This is a genomic window from Pseudoxanthomonas sp. F11 (assembly GCF_037046485.1).
Classification (GTDB): domain Bacteria; phylum Pseudomonadota; class Gammaproteobacteria; order Xanthomonadales; family Xanthomonadaceae; genus Pseudoxanthomonas_A.
Window position 1 is genome coordinate 745647 of sequence record NZ_JBANLZ010000001.1, and the last position, 17567, is coordinate 763213.

Here is a 17567-nt window from a genome sequence, read left to right on the forward strand (position 1 = left end):
CCGCAGGATAACGGCTCAGCCTGAACGTCGCGCGTCTTCCACGCCCGGTAGCGCGTCCAGCTTGCCCAGCAGGGTCGAGAGCTGGCCGAAGTCGGCCACCTTCAGGCGCAGGCGCAGGTGTACGCGTCCGCTGGCGCGGTTGCCCTGGCTGTTGATGTCCAGCACGTTGGCTTCTTCCTGGGCGATCAGCGTGGTGATGTCCTTCAGCAGCCATTTGCGGTCGAGCGCCGTGACCTGCACGTCGACCTCGTAGCCGCCGCCGGCCTGGCCCCACTCCACCGGCAGCACGCGCTGCGGGCTGGCGGCGGCGAGCCGCGCGAACGAGGCGCAATCCGCGCGGTGCACGGTGACGCCGCGCACGCGCGTCAGATACCCGGCGATCGGCTCACCGGGTACCGGCTGGCAACAGCGCGCCAGCTGCACCAGAAGGTTGCCCACGCCCTGCACGGTGAACTTCGACTTGCCGGGTGCCGCGACCCTGCGTGGCGGGCGCCGCACGGGCAGCGCAGGGACGTCGGGTTCAGCCGTTGCCCGCTGCTCTTCGTGCAGTGCGCGCCCTACCTGGTGGGGCCCGACATCGCCCAGCGCCACCTGGATGTAGAGATCGTCGATGCTGTCGGCGTGGAATTTCTTCGCCACACCGGCCAGGTCGGCCTGGTGCAGGCCCAGGCGCTTGAGCTCCTTCTCCAGCAGTTCGCGCCCCGCCTGCAGGTTGCGCGTGCGGTCCAGCTTGTGGAACCACGCCCGCACCTTGTCGCGGGAGCGCCCGCTGGCGAGGAAGCCGTTGGCCGGCAGCAGCCAGTCACGGCGCGGCTCGGGTTCCTTCGAAGTCAGGATCTCGACGCGATCGCCGCTGCGCAGCACGTGGTTGAGCGGCACGATGCGCCCATTGACCTTCGCCCCGCGCGTGCGGTGCCCGACCATGGTGTGCACGTGGTAGGCGAAATCGAGCACCGTGCCGCCGCGCGGAAGGTCCACCACTTCGCCCTTCGGCGTCAGCGCGTAGACGCGGTCCTCCACCAGCTCGGCATCCAGATCGCCAGCCAGGGTGCCCTCGCCCGTCGCGTCGCCGCTGCCATCGAGCAGGCGGCGCATCCAGGCGATCTTGCGGTCGAATGCATCGCCGCCGCCCTTGCCTTCCTTGTACTTCCAGTGCGCGGCCACGCCCAGTTCAGCCTGCGCATGCATCTCGTGCGTACGGATCTGCACTTCCAGCGTCCGTCCCTCGGGACCGACCACGGCCGTGTGCAGCGAGCGGTAGTCGTTGGCCTTGGGCCGGGCGATGTAGTCGTCGAACTCGCTGGGAATGGGCACCCACAGCGCATGCACCACGCCCAGCGCCGCATAGCACGCCGCCACGTCGTCCACCGCGATGCGCACTGCGCGCAGGTCGTAGAGTTCGTCGAAACCGACCTGCTTGCGCTGCATCTTCCGCCAGATGCTGTAGATGTGCTTCGGCCGGCCGCTGATCTCGGCGCGGATGCCGTGTTCGGCCAGGGCCTTCTGCAGGCTGGCGATCACCGCGGCGATGTAGCGCTCGCGCCCGGTGCGCTTCTCGTCCAGCTGGGTGGCGATCTGCTTGTAGACCTGAGGCTGCAGGTACCGGAATGCCAGGTCCTCCAACTCCCACTTGAGCTGCCAGATGCCCAGCCGGTTCGCCAGCGGCGCATGGATGTCGCGGGTGAGCCGCGCCAGCGCCTGGCGCTCGGGCTCGGGCAACGCGCCTGCCGCGCGCATGCGCGCCAACTGGCGGGCCAGCAGGATCGTCACCACCCGCAGGTCGCGCACGATCGCCAGCAGCAACCGGCGCAGGCCTTCGGTGTTGACGCTGCGCTCCTGCTCGGCGTGCAGGGCCCACACCTGGGCCGCGGCGGCCTGGCCTTCGCGCAGATCCGCCAGCGCGGCGGACATGCCGGTGCCGCTACGCACCGCGGACTGCAGGGCCGGCACCGCGTACAGCAGCGCGGCCAGCATCACGTCGCCATCGGCGGACAGGGCCGCCAGCGTATCCAGCGTGTCCGCGGCCACGCCCACCGGATCGGGCATGCCGGCATCGGCGCCCTCCTGCGCGGCCGCTTCGGCGAGCGCATGCCGCAACGGCTCAGGCAGCGCTTGCAGCGCAGGCCGTTGCAACAGCGTGGCGATGTCGTGAACGGGGGGCACCATGGCAGGACGGGACCGCGGCCAAGCGCCGCCGGAATGACTACACTAACGGCCAGTCGACCGCAGGAACAACCATGAAGATGAGCCGCTTGTTTCTATCCCTCGTGTTGCTGACCGCCCCGCTGGCCGCATTCGCCCAGGATGCGTCGAACGATGCGCGGTTCGCCGACCTGCGCGCCTCGATGACGGCGGAGGAATTCAAGGCTGCCGGCCTGGACAAGCTGTCCGATGCCGAACTGTCGGCGCTCAGCGCGTGGTTGACCCGCAAGGTCGGCGCCGAAACCGCGCGTGCGGTGGAACAGGTCCGCCAGGAGACGCAGACCGCGGTCGCCCAGGCCCAGGCCGACACGCGCAAGCAGGTCGAACAGGAGAACCGCGGCTTCTTCGATTTCGGCTCGGACGAACCCATCAAGAGCACGCTGGCCGGCGAGTTCAGGGGATTCGCGAAAGGCAACCGCTATACGCTGGCCAACGGGCAGGTATGGGAGCAGATCGAAGCGGCCAGCCTGAGCGGCGTGCGCAAGACCAACCCGGCCGTAACCATCAAGCCCGGCCTGTTCAACAACTGGTTCTTCCGCATCGACGGCTACAACACGCCGGCCAAGGTGCGTCGCATCAAGTGACGCCCGCTCAGCCGCGCAGCGCCTGCAGGCGCTGCGCGAGCTTCTTCGGCGACACGCCCGCACGCGCGCCCAGCTCCTGGGCGAACATCGACACGCGCAGTTCCTCCAGGTCCCAGCGCAGGGCCTGCCAGTCCGCCGATCCGGCAACGCCGTCCTCCACCGCCTGCGCCAGCGCATCGGCAAAGGGCTTGATCTCCAGCATGCGGGCCTGGTCGCGGGCGGGGTCGCGCACCGCGCGCTCGGCGCGCAGGCGCATCGCCTTCACGTAGCGTGGCAGCTGCGCCAGTGCATCGGCCGGGGTTTCGCGCAGGAAGCCCGGATGCACCAGCGCTGCAAGTTGCGCGCGCAGGTCGTCGAGGTTGCCGCGTGCCCAGCCCATCAGCGGCGCTTCCAGCTGCGGCTTGAGGTCGGCGACGGCGGACAGGATGGCTTCGGCCAGCTTCAATCTTTCCATCGCTTCGCCGAACAGCCGTTTGCCCGCCTCGTCGCGCCGCCGCTCGAACGCGGCACGGTCGCGGATCGCCTCCAACCCGTCCGCCAGCACCGCATTCATCGCCGCATCGACGATGTCGCCGCGCAGGCGTTCCTGCGATTCGATGGCCGCATACAGCAGGCCGGTCTTGGGCGAAACCGGCAGCTGCTTGCGGGCCTGCTTCACCTTGTCGGCCAGGGCGATCTCCAGCAGGCGGCGCACGCCGCGCGGGTGGGCCGCCTCGGCTTCGGCCCGGTCGGCGAACACCTGCAAGGCCACCGTATCGCCCTCGTCGCGCAGGGCCGGATAGGCCGGCACGCCGGCTTCGCCCGGGACTTCGTGCGGGATGGCCTGCGGCGGAAAGTCGCGCAACCCGCTGGCCGCCATCGCGCGGCCGGCGCGTGCGGCGAAGGCCTGGCCGGCCTTCGCGCCGAAGCGCGCACGCAATGCATCCAGGTCGCGCGACTCGGCCAGCACACGGCCTTCGCCACCGCCGCGCGGATCTTCGCGCAGGCGCAGGTTCATGCGCAGGTGCGGCTCCAGCGCCGCTTCTTCGAAGTCCAGCGCGGTCACCGGCACCCCGGTCGCCTTCGAAAGAAAGCGCGCCAGTTCGCCGCGGATATCGTCGGCCGTCGGCTTCGGGAACGCCTCGAAGAACGCACGCCCGAAATCCGGCGCGGGGACGTAGTTGCGCCGCATCGCCTTGGGCAGGCTGCGGATCAGGGCCGAGGCCTTGTCGGCGACGAATCCCGGCGCCAGCCACGACAAGCGCGCCGGATCGAGCGCATTGAGCAGGTGCAGCGGCACCTCCAGCGTCACGCCGTCATCGGCCGCGCCCGGTTCGAACCGGTAGTGCAGCGGCAACCGCGCGTCGCCGAGCGCGAAGTATTTCGGGTAGCGGTCTTCTTCACTGCCTTCGCCGGGCAGCAGGTCGGTCAGCGACCAGTGCAGCGCGCGGCGCTTGTCCGCCGGCAGCGCTTTCCACCACGCGTCCAGACCCGTCGCGGAATGGAGGTCGGACGGTACGCGATCCAGATACCAGCGCGCCTGCCAGTCCTCATCGGCGACCAGGCCGGCGCGGCGCAGCTTGGCTTCTTCCTCACGGGCCTGTGCCAGCGTCTTCAGGTTGTCGGCCACGAAGCCGGCACGTGTGTTGATTTCGCCGGTGACCAGCGCCTGCCGAACGAAGAGGTCGTGCGCTTCGCCCGGCGCGATGCGACCGTAGTGGACCGGCTTTTTCGGCGCCAGCACCAGTCCGAACAGGCTGATCTGCTCGGAGGCCAGCACCTGGCCCTGCGCGCGCGACCAGTGCGGGTCGAAGTGCCTGCGCAGCAACAGGTGCGGCAGCTCGGCGATCACCCAGTCCGGTTCGATCGCGGCCAGGGTCATGCCCCACACCTTCTGCGTATCCAGCAGGTTGGCCGCCAGCAGCCACGGCGGCGGCCGCTTTGACAGCGGGGAGCCGGGGAATGGCAGGAAACGGCGTTGCCGCGGCGCCTGGAAATCGCCCTTGTCGGTGCGATGACCAATCTGCGTCGGCAGGCCAGCGATCAGCGCGCGGTGCAGGGTCTGGTAGGCGCCGGCGCGCACGCGCTCGCTGAAACCACCCCCGGCGGGCGTCTGGTCCTGCTGCGCGCGCACCGCTACCGACGCGGCTTCGGTCTTCCCTTCGCGCGCCAACCTGGCGGCACGATGCAACTGCCCGCGGGTGGCCTTCACGGCCGCGGCATCATCGCGCGTGACCGGCGGCGCACGGCTGCCGTCCAGCAGCGGCGCCATCGCGGCATCGGCGTCTTCTTCCTTCCAGCCCAATTCCTCGCACAGCAGGCGCAGCTGGCGATGCAGCTCGCGCCACTCGCGCATGCGCAGGAAGCCCAGGAAATGGCGCCCGCACCAGTCGCGCAGCTTCGACTGGGTGAGATCTTCGTGCGCCTGCCGATACGCATCCCACAGGCGCAGCACGCCGACGAATTCGGAGCGGCCGTCGGCGAACTGGGCGTGTGCGGCGTCGGCCGCGCCGCGCGCGTCGGCCGGTCGCTCGCGCGGATCCTGGATGCCCAGGAACGAGGCGATCACCAGCATCGGCCGCAGGCAGCCGGCAGCCTGCGCGGCCACCAGCATGCGGGCCAGTTTCACGTCCACCGGCAACCGTGCCATCTGCCTGCCGACCGCGGTCAGGCGGCGCTCGCCGTCGATCGCGCCCAGCTCGGCCAACTGCTGCCAGCCATCGGCGATGGCGCGCTCATCGGGCGCCTCCAGGAACGGGAAGTCCTCGATCCGGCCCAGGCCCAGCTGCAGCATGCGCAGGATCACCCCGGCCAGGCTGGAGCGGCGGATTTCCGGGTCGGTGAACTCCGGCCGCGCCTGGAAATCGGCCTCGCCGTACAGGCGGTAGCAAATGCCTTCGGCCACACGCCCGCAGCGGCCCTTGCGCTGGTTGGCGCTGGCCTGCGAGATGGGCTCGATGTGGAGGCGATCGAGTTTGTTGCGTGGGCTGTAGCGCTTGACGCGCGCAAAGCCCGGATCGACCACGTAGCGGATGCGCGGCACGGTCAGCGAGGTCTCGGCCACGTTGGTGGCCAGCACGATGCGCCGGCTCGGCCCCGGGTTGAACACGCGGTCCTGGTCCTGGTTGGACAGGCGCGCGTACAGCGGCATTACCTCGGTATTGCGGTACTTGCGCCGCTCCAGCGCCTGGTGTGCATCGCGGATCTCGCGTTCGCCGGGCAGGAAGACCAGCACGTCGCCGCGGGCGTCCAGCCGGGTGATCTCGTCGACGGCGCCGACGATGGCGTCGTTGACGGTGCGTTCGCCTTCCTGTTCGCCCTCGCCTTCCAGCGCGCGGTAACGCACCTCGACCGGATAGGTGCGGCCTTCCACGCTGATCACCGGCGCGTCGTCGAAATGCTTCGCGAAGCGTTCGGTATCGATGGTGGCCGAGGTGACGATGACCTTCAGGTCGCGGCGTTTGCGCAGCAGCTGTTTCAGGTAACCCAGCAGGAAGTCGATGTTGAGGCTGCGTTCGTGCGCTTCGTCGACGATGATCGTGTCGTAGGCCGACAGCCAGCGGTCGCTGGCGATTTCCGCCAGCAGGATGCCGTCGGTCATGAACTTGATGTGGGTGTCCTCGCCCACCTGGTCGTTGAACCGCACCTGGAAGCCCACGCCCCGGCCCAGCTCGGTCTTCAGTTCCTCGGCCACGCGCCGTGCCACCGCGCGGGCGGCGATCCGGCGCGGCTGGGTGCAGCCGATCATCCCGGCCACGCCACGCCCGGCGGCCAGGCACAGCTTGGGCAACTGGGTGGTCTTGCCCGACCCGGTCTCGCCGGCGATCACCACCACCTGGTGATTGCGGATCAGCTCGATGATGCGATCGCCCTCGCGCGCAATCGGCAGCGATGCATCCAGCGTCACCACCGGCACCGTCGACAGACGGCGCTCGCGGGTGGCGATCGAGGCGTTCAATGCCTGTTCGAAGACCTGCCGCGCGCCGGCATCGGCCGGCTTGCCCTGCCAGCGCGACCACAGCCCGTGCAGGCGGCCGCGGTCGCGGCTCAGCGCGCGATCGAGCGCACGCCGGCCGTGTTCGAGGGCGGCGCGGTCGGGATGGGCGGGGGCAGGGTCACGGGGGATGTTCATTCTTCAGCAAGCGGTTGAAACTTTTCTCTCACGCCACATGTTCTAGTGTGCCTATTGTGCCGCCTCAACCCACCCTCAGGAGAATCCGCATGGCCAAGCCGAAGACCAAGCCCGCCAAGACCAAGGCCGCGCCCGCCGGCGCCCCCCTCGCCTCGGCCCCGTCGGCACCTAACATCGATATCGGGATCAGCAGCGGCGAGCGCAAGAAGATCGCCGACGGCCTGTCGCGGTTCCTGGCCGACAGCTACACGCTGTACCTGAAGACCCACAACTTCCACTGGAACATCACCGGCGCGATGTTCAATTCGCTGCATACGATGTTCGAGACGCAGTACACCGAGCAGTGGACCGCGCTGGACGAGATCGCCGAGCGCATCCGCGCGCTGGGGTTCAACGCGCCGGGGTCGTACCGCGAGTTCGTCGGTCTGACCTCGATCCCGGAAGAGCCGGGCCTGACCGACAGCGCCGACTGGCGCGAGATGGTCCGCCAGCTGGTGGTGGGCAACGAGGCGGTCTGCCGCACCGCGCGCAAGGTGCTGGACATCGCCGACGACGCCGACGATGCGCCGACCGAGGATCTGTTGACCCAGCGCCTGCAGACGCACGAAAAGTACGCGTGGATGCTACGTTCGCTGCTGCAGTAATCGCGGCGCTCCCGGCGCCTCGAAACGCCCGGCTGGTCCGGGCGTTTCTTTTTGGACTTGCGGATGGATCGCTTGCCTCGAGAGATGGTGCCGCTGGCCGCGGGGCCTTACTTTTCTTTGCTTGTGCAAAGAAAAGTAAGCAAAAGAAACACACCCCGGCGGTCCGCCCGCCGCCAAGCGGCGGGTGCGCAGTCCCGGCGGGAATTTTCGGACGGGGCCTCCTGCCCCGGCCGAAAACGGCGCACATCCTTGTGCGCCGCCCTGCGGGTTTTACCCGCCGGGACTGCCGGACCTCAGGGGCCCCAAGAGCCACGCCTGAGAGATCCGAGGCTGCAGCTTCGCTTTTGCTTGCCTTCGTGTCCCCATGAGGCACGGCGAGCGGGCCGGGTAAAACCCGAAGGGCGCCGTCATGGATGACGGCGTTTTCGTATGGCACAGGGATGTGCCATACGAAAATTCCCGGCCCGCCCGCGGACCCGGAGCGAAGCGCAGGGCGTGCCGCCTGGGGTGTGTTTCTTTGCTCCTTTCTTTGCACAAGCAAAGAAAGGAGGCCCCCGCGGCGAGCGGCGCCATGTATCCAATAAAAAAAGTCCATCCCGCAAGGCCATGAAACAAATGCCATCGTGGATGTGGTGCCAAACCCACGTCTGGTGGGACAGTGTCTTCGTTGCCCCTCTCCCAACCCCTCTCCCACCGGGACATCCTTCGATCGCCGCAGCGAGAGGGGCTTCCACCCGCCGCTCGCACCAGGATGAACTCCTACCCCCAGTCAAAGGGTTTCCCGATAGCCCCCTGTGCCCACCGACCAGGCCAGCACCCGTCCGCGCGTTATCCTTGTCCCCATGTCGTCTCCCGCCCTCGAAACACTGCAGCGCGTCTTCGGTTACAGCGCCTTCCGCGGCCACCAGCAGACCATCGTCGAACACCTCGCCGCGGGCCACGATGCCCTGGTACTGATGCCCACGGGCGCCGGCAAGTCGCTGTGCTACCAGGTGCCCGCGCTGCTGCGCGAGGGCACCGGCATCGTCGTTTCGCCGTTGATCGCCTTGATGCAGGACCAGGTGGACGCCCTGCGCCAGCTGGGCGTGCGCGCCGCATTCCTGAATTCCTCGCTGGCCGCCGACGAAGCCGCCCAAGTGGAACAGGCCCTGCTCCGGGGCGATCTGGACCTGCTGTACGTGGCGCCGGAGCGGCTGCTGACAGGGCGCTTCCTGTCGCTGCTGGACCGCAGCCGGATCGCCCTGTTCGCCATCGACGAGGCGCACTGCGTCTCGGCCTGGGGCCACGACTTCCGCCGCGAATACCTGGAACTGGCCCTGCTCCACGAGCGCTGGCCCGACGTGCCGCGCATCGCGCTGACCGCCACCGCGGACCCGCCCACCCAGCGCGAGATCGCCGAGCGGCTGAACCTGGTGGACGCGCAGAAGTTCGTCAGCTCGTTCGACCGCCCCAACATCCGCTACACCGTGGTGCAGAAGGACAACGCCCGCCACCAACTGAGGGACTTCCTTCGCAAGCACCGGGGCGAGGCAGGCATCGTCTACTGCCTGTCGCGCAAGCGGGTGGAGCAGTTCGCCGATTACCTGGCCGAACAGGGCTTCAATGCCCTGCCCTACCACGCCGGCCTGGATGCCGAAGTGCGTGCGCACCACCAGCGGCGCTTTCTGCGCGAGGACGGCATCGTCATGGTGGCCACCATCGCCTTCGGCATGGGCATCGACAAGCCCGACGTGCGCTTCGTGGCGCACGTGGACCTGCCCAAGTCGATGGAAGGCTACTATCAGGAAACCGGCCGCGCCGGCCGCGATGGCGAGGCCGCCGAAGCCTGGCTGTGCTACGGGCTGGGCGATGTGGTGCTGCTCAAGCAGATGATCGAGCAGTCCGAGGCGGGGGAAGAACGCAAGCGCCTGGAGCGGCGCAAGCTGGACCAATTGCTCGGCTACTGCGAATCCACCCAGTGCCGGCGGCAGGTGCTGCTGGCCGGTTTCGGCGAGGTATACCCGCACGACTGCGGCAACTGCGACAACTGCCTGAGCCCCGCCGAGACCTGGGACGCCACCGAGGCCGCGCAGAAGGCCCTGAGCTGCGTGTACCGCAGCGGTCAGCGCTTCGGCGTGAACCATGTGATCGACGTGTTGCGCGGCAGCGAGAGCGAACGTATCCGCCAGTGCGGCCACGACCACCTGACTACCTACGGCATCGGCAAGGACCTGGACGCCACCACCTGGCGCAGCGTGTTCCGGCAGCTGGTGGCCTGCGGCCTGCTGGAAGTGGAGGCCGAGTTCGGCAGCCTGCGGCTGACCGAAGGCAGCCGCGCGGTGCTGCGGGGCGAGCGACGCCTGCAGCTGCGCAAGGAACAGCGCGAGCGGCGCGAACGCGACCGCAGCTCTCGCAGCGGCGTGGCCGTCGAGGCCGCCGACCTGCCCCGCTTCCAGGCCCTGCGCGACCTGCGCGCGCAGCTGGCGCGCGAGCAGAACGTGCCGGCCTACGTCATCTTCCACGACAGCACGCTGCGCACCATCGCCGAGCAGCAGCCCGCCACGCTGGACGACCTGGCGCGTGTGGGCGGCATCGGTGGCGCGAAGCTGGCGCGCTACGGCGAGCGCGTGCTGGAAGCCCTGGGTGCGGTCGGCTGAGTTCGGCCGCGAAGGCGTCCGCATCAGCCGGCATTCAATTCCCGGCTGTTAGCGTTCCCTGCAGGTGCCCGCCCGGCGCGCCGCTTCCAGGAATCCAGCATGAAGACGTTGCCGTTCGCTCTGCTCGCCTTGCTGACAGCAACGCCCGCCTTGGCCCAGTCGAACGCCGAGGCTCTGGATCTGGCCCTGCCCAACGCCAGTGCCTACGCCAACGACGCGCCCGGCACGTGGTACGGCGACCGCCAGCAGGCAAAACCGAAGGGACCGCGCGCCGAAGTGCCTGTCGACCCCTGCGCCTGGTACGGCGATGACGACGGCGATGGCGTGAGCGGCAGCATCACCACCGGCATAGGCTACAGCAAGGGATACGGCCGCAGCACCTACAACGCGGCCAACCTCAACCTGTGCAAGACCACGTACAACGACGAAGGCAAACCGCGTACGTTCAACCTCGACATCAATGTCAGTCGTTCCGATGGGCCCGGCTTTTACTACGGCCCCGGTCATGGCCCCGGACCGATGATGCGGGCCGCGCCGCGCCCCTGATCCGCCGTCAGCTGCGCGTGGCCTGGCGCGCAGCGCCGGCCACGCACAGCAGCAACGCGACGAGCAGGCCGAACGCCATCGGCAGCGAGGTCGCCTTGGCGACGAAACCCAGCGCCGCAGGCCCCAGCAACACGCCCGCGTAACCCATCGTGGTGACGGCGGCCACCGCCAGGTGCGTGGGCATGTCGTGCTGCCGTCCCGCCGCGGAGAACATCACCGGCACCACGTTCGCGGCGCCCGCACCGACCAGCGCGAAGCCTGCCAGTCCTGCCATCGGCGACGTACACAGGATGGCCACAGCGAAACCCGACGCAGCGACGAGCGCACCGCAGACGACCACCCGGAACGCGCCCCATGCCTGCACGATGCGGTCGCCGCTCAGGCGACCGAGCGTCATCGTCACCGCGAAGGCCACATAGCCGAAGCCTGCGGTTGCGGGGTCGGCATGACGCACGGTGCTGAGGAAGACCGCGCTCCAGTCCAGCACGGCGCCTTCGGACAGGAACATCGCGAAGCACACCGCGCCCAGCAGCAGCACGCGGCCGCGCGGCAGCACGAACGCCGGATGATCGCCTTCGCCGCCCTGCGCCAGCAGGCCACTCCGTGCCGCGGCCAGCAGCAGCGCCGCCAGCACGGCCGTACCGGTGATCGCGCCCAGCGGCGACGCACCCCATGCCAGCGCACCCGCCACGCCGCCGGCGCCGGCGATGCCGCCGACGCTGTACATGCCGTGGAACCCGGACATCATGGCGCGCCCGCTGGCGCGCTCGACGATCACCGCCTGCAGGTTCATCACCACGTCCAGCACGCCCAGGCCGGCGCCGAACACGGCCAACGCCGCCGCCAGCACTGGAATCGAGGGCGCCAGCATCAGCGCCGGCAGGCACAGGCAGATCACCGTGCCCGCGGCGAGGATCGTGCGCCGGCAGCCGAACCGCGCGGCCAGTCCGCCGGCCAGCGGCATCATCAACACGGAACCGATGCCCAGGCAGAGCAGCATCAGCCCGAGTTGCGCATCGTCGAGGGCCAGCCTGCGCTTGGCGAACGGAATCAACGGCGCCCAGGCCGATACCGCGAAGCCGGCGATGAAGAAGGCGAGACGGGTGGCGATGCGTTCGCGCGCGCCGGGGCGGTCCGCGCCCGCACGGCCGTGGAAGGCCTCAGGGACCGACATGCCGCGTCAGGACGCGAGCAGCTCGAACTGCACCGCCTCGCCCGCCGTGGCCGAAGGCGCGACCCACAGGTCGAACAGGCCAGGCTCTGCCGCCAACTGGTTGTCGACGCCATGGAACGCGAGGTCGGCACGCGTCAGGGTGAATTCGACATCCAGCGACTGTCCGGCGGCCAGAGCGACCTTGCGGAACCGCTTCAGCTCGCGGACCGGCCGCACCCGGCTGGCGATGCGATCGCGCACGTACAGCTGCACCACTTCTTCGCCATCGCGCGCACCGGCGTTGGTGATGCGCGTGCGGACCGTCAGGGTGTCGTCCCAGCCCAGCCGGACGGCGCTGAGCTGCGGCAGGCCGTACTCGAACCGCGTGTACGTCAGCCCATGGCCGAACGGATACAGCGCCGCATGCGGCACCTCACGCCAGCGTGTCTGGAAGAAACGCGGCGTGCCCGGCACGTTGGGACGGCCGGTGGCGGGATGGTTGTAGAAGTACGGCTGCTGGCCTGCGTCCTGCGGGAAGCTCACCGGCAGGCGCGCCGAGGGGTTGTAGTCGCCGAATACCACATCGGCCACCGCCGGCCCGGTCTGCGTGCCGAGGAACCACGTCACCAACAGCGCCTGCGCCTCGCGCACCGCGCCCTCCAGCGCCAGCGCACGGCCGTTGCGCAGCACCACCACGACGGGTGTGCCGGTCGCGGCGACAGCCTCGGCCAATGCCTGCTGTGCCGCGGGGATCACGATCTGCGTGCGCGACTGCGCCTCGCCGGAGAAGTCATGCGGTTCGCCCAGCGCCAGCAGCACGACATCGGCCGCGCGTGCGGCGGCCACCGCGGCCTCGATGCCGCCCTCGACCGCGTCCTCGATGCCGCTGCCCGGCACGACGACCAGTGCGGACGGATCGTCCAGCGCCGCGCGCAGACCGGTTTCCAGATCGACCATGCGCGAGGCATCGCCGAAGATGTTCCAGCAGCCACCGAGGTGGGCGGTGTCCTGCGCGAACGGCCCGATCAGCGCGATCCGTTGGCCGCGCTTCTTCAGAGGCAGCACGTCGCCATCGTTCTTCAGCAGGACGATGGACCGGCGCGCACAGTCGCGCGCCAGCGCGTCGTGCGCCGGGATGTGCGATTGGTCCGCCTCGCGTGCGGCGTCCAGGCAGCGGTAGGGATCGTCGAACAGGCCGGCCGCCGCCTTCACGTGCAGCACGCGGCGCACCGCCTCGTCGACCTCGGCCATCGACAGCCTGCCCTGCTCCACGAGTGCGGCCACGTGGTTGGCGTACACGCCGCTCTGCAGGCTCATGTCCAGGCCGGCCGACAGCGCCTTCTGCGCTGCATCGGCCTCATCGGCGGCATAGCCGTGGGCGACCAGTTCCAGGTCGGACGTGTAATCGGAGACGACGAAGCCCTCGAACTTCCACTCGCCGCGCAGGATGTCGGTCAGCAGTTCGCGGTTGGCGGACGCGGGCACGCCGTTGATGTCGTTGAACGAACTCATCAGCGTCAGTGCGCCGGCATCCAGGGCGGCCTTGAACGGCGGCAGGTGCACGTCGCGCAGGGTCTGCGGCGCCATGTCCACGAAGTTGTAGTCCAGGCCGGCGGAAATCGCGCCATAGGCGGCGAAGTGCTTGGGCGTGGTCAGCAGCGAATCGGGCGCGGTCAGGTCCTCGCCCTGGAAGCCGCGCACGCGGGCGGAGGCGAACTCGCAGGACAGGTACACGTCCTCGCCGGAGGTTTCGGCCACGCGGCCCCAGCGCTGGTCGCGCGCGACATCCACCATCGGCGCGAACGTCCAGTGGATGCCGGCCGCGGTCGCTTCCTTCGCGGTGGCCCGCGCGGTGCGCTCGGCCAGATCGGGTTCGAAACTGGCGGCTTCGCCCAGCGGGATCGGGAACACGGTGCGCATGCCGTGGATCACGTCGGCGCCCAGCAGCAGCGGGATGCCCAGGCGGCTCTCCTCCACCGCGATGCGCTGCGCCTCGCGGCCCTCGGCCGCGCCCACGCCGTTGAACAGCGCGCCGACGCGGCCGCTGCGGATCTGCTCGCGCACCTGCTCGGCATCGCGGGCGAAGGTCTCCGGGTTGACCTCGAAGGCGAACGGCCGCAGCGCATCGGCGAAGGCGCCGAGCTGGCCGATCTTTTCCTCCAGCGTCATGGCGGCGATCAGGCGCTCGATCCTTCGCTGATGCGGCATGTAGGCGATCCTCCCGGCAACGCGGGTGTTACGGAGACGGCATTATGAAAACGTTTACAGTCAGGGTCAAACCCCGCCGGGGAGGGCCTCGGCGTCCTCCCGGGACCGCCCGCCTCAGCTCGCCATGCCGGAATGCCGCAGCAGGGCGTCGATGCGCGGCGCGCGGCCACGGAAGGCGCGGAAGCTCTCACCCGCCGGACGGCTGCCGCCCCGTGCCAGGATTTCGCGGCGGAAGCGTGCGCCGGTGGCCGCGACCTCCTCCGGCGCTTCCTCGAACGCCGCGTAGGCATCGGCACTGAGCACCTCGGCCCACTTGTAGCTGTAGTAGCCGGCCCCGTAACCGCCGGCGAAGATGTGGCTGAACTGGTGCGGGAAGCGGTTCCAGTCCGGCGGCACGTTCACCGCCACCTCGGCGCGCACCCGGTCCAGCAGCGCCAGCACGCTGTCGTCGGCCGCATCGAAGCCGCTGTGCAGCTGCATGTCGAACAGCCCGAACTCGAGCTGGCGGACCGTCGCCATCCCGCTCTGGAAATTCTTCGCCGCGACCATCCTGTCGAACAGCGCGCGCGGCAAGGGTTCACCGGTATCCACGTGCGCCGTCATCGCCTGCACCCGCGCCCATTCCCAGCAGAAGTTCTCCATGAACTGGCTGGGCAGCTCCACCGCATCCCACTCCACCCCGTTGATGCCGGCCACGCCCAGCTCGCCGACCTGCGTCAGCAGCTGGTGCAGGCCGTGCCCCATCTCGTGGAACAGGGTGGTGACATCGTTGTGGCTGAGGGTCGCGGGCCTGCCGTCCACACCTTTGCCGAAGTTGCACACCAGGTACACGATCGGCGTCTGCGTCCCCCGCGCCGTGTCGCGCCGGTTGCGGCAGTCGTCCATCCAGGCGCCGCCCCGCTTGCCCTCGCGGGCGTACAGGTCCAGGTAGAACTGGCCGACCAGCGTGCCCTGGTCGTCCACCAGCCGGTAAAAGCGCACATCCGGATGCCAGGTGGGCGCCGCATCCTGCTCCACCCGCAGGCCGTACAGGTCGCCGATCACGCCGAACAGGCCCTTCAGCACCGCCGGCTCGGTGAAGTACTGCTTCACCTCCTGCGCCGAGAAGCTGTAGCGCGCCTGCTTGAGCTTCTCGCTGGCGTAGGCCAGGTCCCAGGCTTCGACGGTGTCCAGCCCCAGGTGCTCGCGCGCGAAGGCTTCCAGTTCGGCGCGGTCGCGCTGCGCATGCGGCTTGGCGCGCGCGGCCAGATCGCGCAGGAAGCGCAGCACCTCGTCGGGCGTGTCGGCCATCTTGGTGGCCAGCGAATAGGCGGCGTAGCTGTCGAAGCCGAGCATGCCGGCCAGCTCCATGCGCAGCGCCAGGATGCGGTCGATCAGCGCGGAGTTGTCGAGCGCTTCGTTGCCGCCCAGCTCCGAGGCGCGCACCGCGTTGGCCCGGTACAGCGTCTCGCGCAGCGCGCGATCGTCGGCATACGTCTGCACCGGCAGGTAGCACGGCATCTGCAGGGTGAACTTCCAGCCGGGCTCGTCGTCGGCCTTGGCGGCGGCGCGCGCGGCGGCCACCACGTCGGCCGGCAGGCCGCCCAGGTGCTGCTTGTCCTTGATCCAGAATTCGTACTCGTCGGTAGCATCCAGCACGTTCTGCGAGAACTTCGCCGACAGGGCGGCTAGCTCTTCCTTCACCTCGGCGAAGCGGGCCTTCTGCGCATCCGGCAGCTCCGCGCCGCCCAGGCGGAAGTCGCGCAATGCGTTCTCCAGCACCTTGCGTCGCGCATCATCGTAATGCACGGCCTCGGGCGCATCGGCCAGGGCACGGTACTGGCGGTACAGCGCCAGGTTCTGTCCCAGTGCGCTCCAGAAACGCGTCACCTTCGGCAACTGCGCGTTGTAGGCGCCGCGCAGGGCGGGCGTGTTCACCACGGCCTCCAGATGGGTCACCTGGTTCCAGGCCCGGGCGAGGCGTTCGGTGGCGTCGTCCAGCGGCACCACGAAGCTGTCCCAGGTCACCGGCGAAACCGCCTCGGCGGCGGCGACCGCCGCTTCCGCATCGGCCAGCAGGTGGGCGATGGCGGGCGCGATGTGCTCGGCACGGATCTCGTCGAAACGCGGCAGGCCCGAGAAGTCGAGCAGGGGGTTGGTCATGGGGACACCTGGTGCGAAGGGAATTCAGAGGGGCCAGTCGGCCTGCGCCAGTGGCGGCAGGCCGCGTCCGGCGACGGCGGTCGCGACGGCATCGTCGCTTTCCACGATGGGGATGCCGCGCTCCAGATACCAGTCCCGGTTGTAGTAGCTGTGCGCGTACCGTTCACCGCTGTCGCACAGGATGCTGACGATGGAACCGGACCGGCCGGCGGCCCGCATGCGTTCGGCCGCGGTCAGCACGCCGACGAAGTTGGTACCGGTGGAGCCGCCGACGCGCCGGCCCAGCACGGTGCTGACGTGGCGCATGGCGGCCAGGCTCAGCGCATCGGGTACCTTCACCATCGCGTCGATGCAGGCGGGGATGAAACTGGGCTCGCAATGCGGACGCCCGATGCCCTCGATGCCGGATCCGCGTCCGCAGGTCAGCGCCGTATCCTCGCAGCCGGCGCAGGCACCCCGGTACTGGTCGAAGAACACCGAATGCTCCGGATCCGCGCACAGCACACGGGTGGGATGACGGCGGTAGCGGACATAGCGCCCCAGGGTGGCGCTGGTGCCGCCGGTGCCCGGGCTGCACACGATCCAGTCGGGAATGGGGTGCGGTTCGGCGTCCATCTGCTTGAAGATGGATTCGGCGATGTTGTTGTTCGCCCGCCAGTCGGTGGCGCGTTCGGCGTAGGTGAACTGGTCCAGGAAATGGCCACCCGTCTCGCAGGCGAGCTGCCGCGACACGTCATTGATCGCGCCCGGATCCTCGACCAGGTGGCAGCGGCCACCCTGGAACTGGATCGCGGCGATCTTGTCCGGCGAGGTCGAGGACGGCATCACCGCGATGAACGGCAGACCCAACAGACGCGCGAAGTAGGCTTCGGACACGGCGGTGGAGCCGCTGGAGGCCTCGATCACCGGCGCGCCCTCGCGCAGCCATCCGTTCGACAGCGCGTACAGGAACAGCGAGCGCGCCAGGCGGTGCTTCAGACTGCCGGTGGGGTGGCTGGACTCGTCCTTCAGGTAGACGTCGATGCCGGGAAAGCCGGGCAGCGGCAGCGGGATGAGGTGGGTATCGGCGGACCGGTTGAAGTCCGCTTCGATGCGCTGGATCGCCTGCGCCGTCCAGTCACGTGCTGCCGTGGTCACGCCGCCCCCTTGCGTGCGCCGATGCGAAAGCGGCGCGGTGATGGCGCGGCGGCGGGATGTGCGTGGTGGGCCGTGAAGGATTCGAACCTTCGACCAAAAGATTAAAAGTCTTCTGCTCTACCGACTGAGCTAACGGCCCGGGAACGCATCCCGGCCTTGCACCGGGATGCGCATTCTAGCGCATCGTCCGCGAGGGGGCGAAAT

10 protein-coding genes and 1 tRNA gene are annotated in these 17567 nt (G+C 69.3%); 4 read left to right on the top strand and 7 right to left on the bottom strand.

The features are described 5' to 3' along the window. Positions 1 to 15 precede the first annotated feature (15 nt). Positions 16 to 2166: a bifunctional (p)ppGpp synthetase/guanosine-3',5'-bis(diphosphate) 3'-pyrophosphohydrolase gene (locus tag V8246_RS03755; protein ID WP_336187961.1), complete on the bottom strand. Its 2151-nt coding sequence runs from the start codon at positions 2164 to 2166 to the stop codon at positions 16 to 18. A 71-nt stretch (positions 2167 to 2237) separates the two neighbouring features. On the opposite strand from V8246_RS03755, the gene V8246_RS03760 reads away from it, so the two are divergent. After that, a complete protein-coding gene (locus tag V8246_RS03760; RefSeq protein ID WP_185895328.1) occupies positions 2238 to 2786 on the top strand; it encodes a hypothetical protein in 549 nt (182 codons plus the stop codon). A gap of 7 nt (positions 2787 to 2793) precedes the next feature. Here the strand turns inward: V8246_RS03760 and hrpA are convergent, their stop codons facing one another. Further along, positions 2794 to 6897: an ATP-dependent RNA helicase HrpA gene (gene hrpA, locus V8246_RS03765; RefSeq protein WP_336187962.1), complete on the bottom strand. Its 4104-nt coding sequence runs from the start codon at positions 6895 to 6897 to the stop codon at positions 2794 to 2796. 89 nt (positions 6898 to 6986) lie between these two features. Here hrpA and V8246_RS03770 point away from each other — a divergent pair, with 89 nt between their 5' ends. The 3 genes from V8246_RS03770 (at position 6987) to V8246_RS03780 (ending at position 10723) form a co-directional block, all read left to right on the top strand. Next, the gene (locus V8246_RS03770) at positions 6987 to 7541 is read left to right on the top strand and encodes a Dps family protein (protein ID WP_162111319.1); all 555 of its coding nucleotides are present in this window, start codon (positions 6987 to 6989) and stop codon (positions 7539 to 7541) included. 842 nt (positions 7542 to 8383) lie between these two features. After that, on the top strand, positions 8384 to 10177 hold the full coding sequence (gene recQ, locus V8246_RS03775) for a DNA helicase RecQ (protein ID WP_336187963.1): 1794 nt from the start codon (positions 8384 to 8386) through the stop codon (positions 10175 to 10177). A 99-nt stretch (positions 10178 to 10276) separates the two neighbouring features. After that, on the top strand, positions 10277 to 10723 hold the full coding sequence (locus tag V8246_RS03780; RefSeq protein ID WP_336187964.1) for a hypothetical protein: 447 nt from the start codon (positions 10277 to 10279) through the stop codon (positions 10721 to 10723). Between the two features lie 7 nt (positions 10724 to 10730). Here V8246_RS03780 and V8246_RS03785 read toward each other — a convergent pair whose 3' ends face one another. The 5 genes from V8246_RS03785 to V8246_RS03805 form a co-directional block, all read right to left on the bottom strand. Further along, positions 10731 to 11897 (bottom strand): MFS transporter, encoded by a 1167-nt coding sequence (locus V8246_RS03785; protein WP_336187965.1) that lies wholly within the window; start codon positions 11895 to 11897, stop codon positions 10731 to 10733. 6 nt (positions 11898 to 11903) lie between these two features. Beyond that, a complete protein-coding gene (locus V8246_RS03790; protein WP_336187966.1) occupies positions 11904 to 14084 on the bottom strand; it encodes a glycoside hydrolase family 3 N-terminal domain-containing protein in 2181 nt (726 codons plus the stop codon). A 114-nt stretch (positions 14085 to 14198) separates the two neighbouring features. Further along, positions 14199 to 16226: a M3 family metallopeptidase gene (locus V8246_RS03795; RefSeq protein WP_336187967.1), complete on the bottom strand. Its 2028-nt coding sequence runs from the start codon at positions 16224 to 16226 to the stop codon at positions 14199 to 14201. A 24-nt stretch (positions 16227 to 16250) separates the two neighbouring features. After that, a complete protein-coding gene (locus V8246_RS03800) occupies positions 16251 to 17363 on the bottom strand; it encodes a PLP-dependent cysteine synthase family protein (protein ID WP_336187968.1) in 1113 nt (370 codons plus the stop codon). Between the two features lie 63 nt (positions 17364 to 17426). Next, positions 17427 to 17502, bottom strand: a tRNA-Lys gene (locus tag V8246_RS03805). Between the last annotated feature and the right edge of the window lie 65 nt (positions 17503 to 17567).

What these genes read in the sequence shown, in the direction of transcription:
- V8246_RS03755 (WP_336187961.1), bottom strand. Translation starts at nt 2,166, where the DNA reads ATGGTGCCCCCCGTTCACGACATCGCCACGCTGTTGCAACGGCCTGCG.
- V8246_RS03760 (WP_185895328.1), top strand. Translation starts at nt 2,238, where the DNA reads ATGAAGATGAGCCGCTTGTTTCTATCCCTCGTGTTGCTGACCGCCCCG.
- hrpA (WP_336187962.1), bottom strand. Translation starts at nt 6,897, where the DNA reads ATGAACATCCCCCGTGACCCTGCCCCCGCCCATCCCGACCGCGCCGCC.
- V8246_RS03770 (WP_162111319.1), top strand. Translation starts at nt 6,987, where the DNA reads ATGGCCAAGCCGAAGACCAAGCCCGCCAAGACCAAGGCCGCGCCCGCC.
- recQ (WP_336187963.1), top strand. Translation starts at nt 8,384, where the DNA reads ATGTCGTCTCCCGCCCTCGAAACACTGCAGCGCGTCTTCGGTTACAGC.
- V8246_RS03780 (WP_336187964.1), top strand. Translation starts at nt 10,277, where the DNA reads ATGAAGACGTTGCCGTTCGCTCTGCTCGCCTTGCTGACAGCAACGCCC.
- V8246_RS03785 (WP_336187965.1), bottom strand. Translation starts at nt 11,897, where the DNA reads ATGTCGGTCCCTGAGGCCTTCCACGGCCGTGCGGGCGCGGACCGCCCC.
- V8246_RS03790 (WP_336187966.1), bottom strand. Translation starts at nt 14,084, where the DNA reads ATGCCGCATCAGCGAAGGATCGAGCGCCTGATCGCCGCCATGACGCTG.
- V8246_RS03795 (WP_336187967.1), bottom strand. Translation starts at nt 16,226, where the DNA reads ATGACCAACCCCCTGCTCGACTTCTCGGGCCTGCCGCGTTTCGACGAG.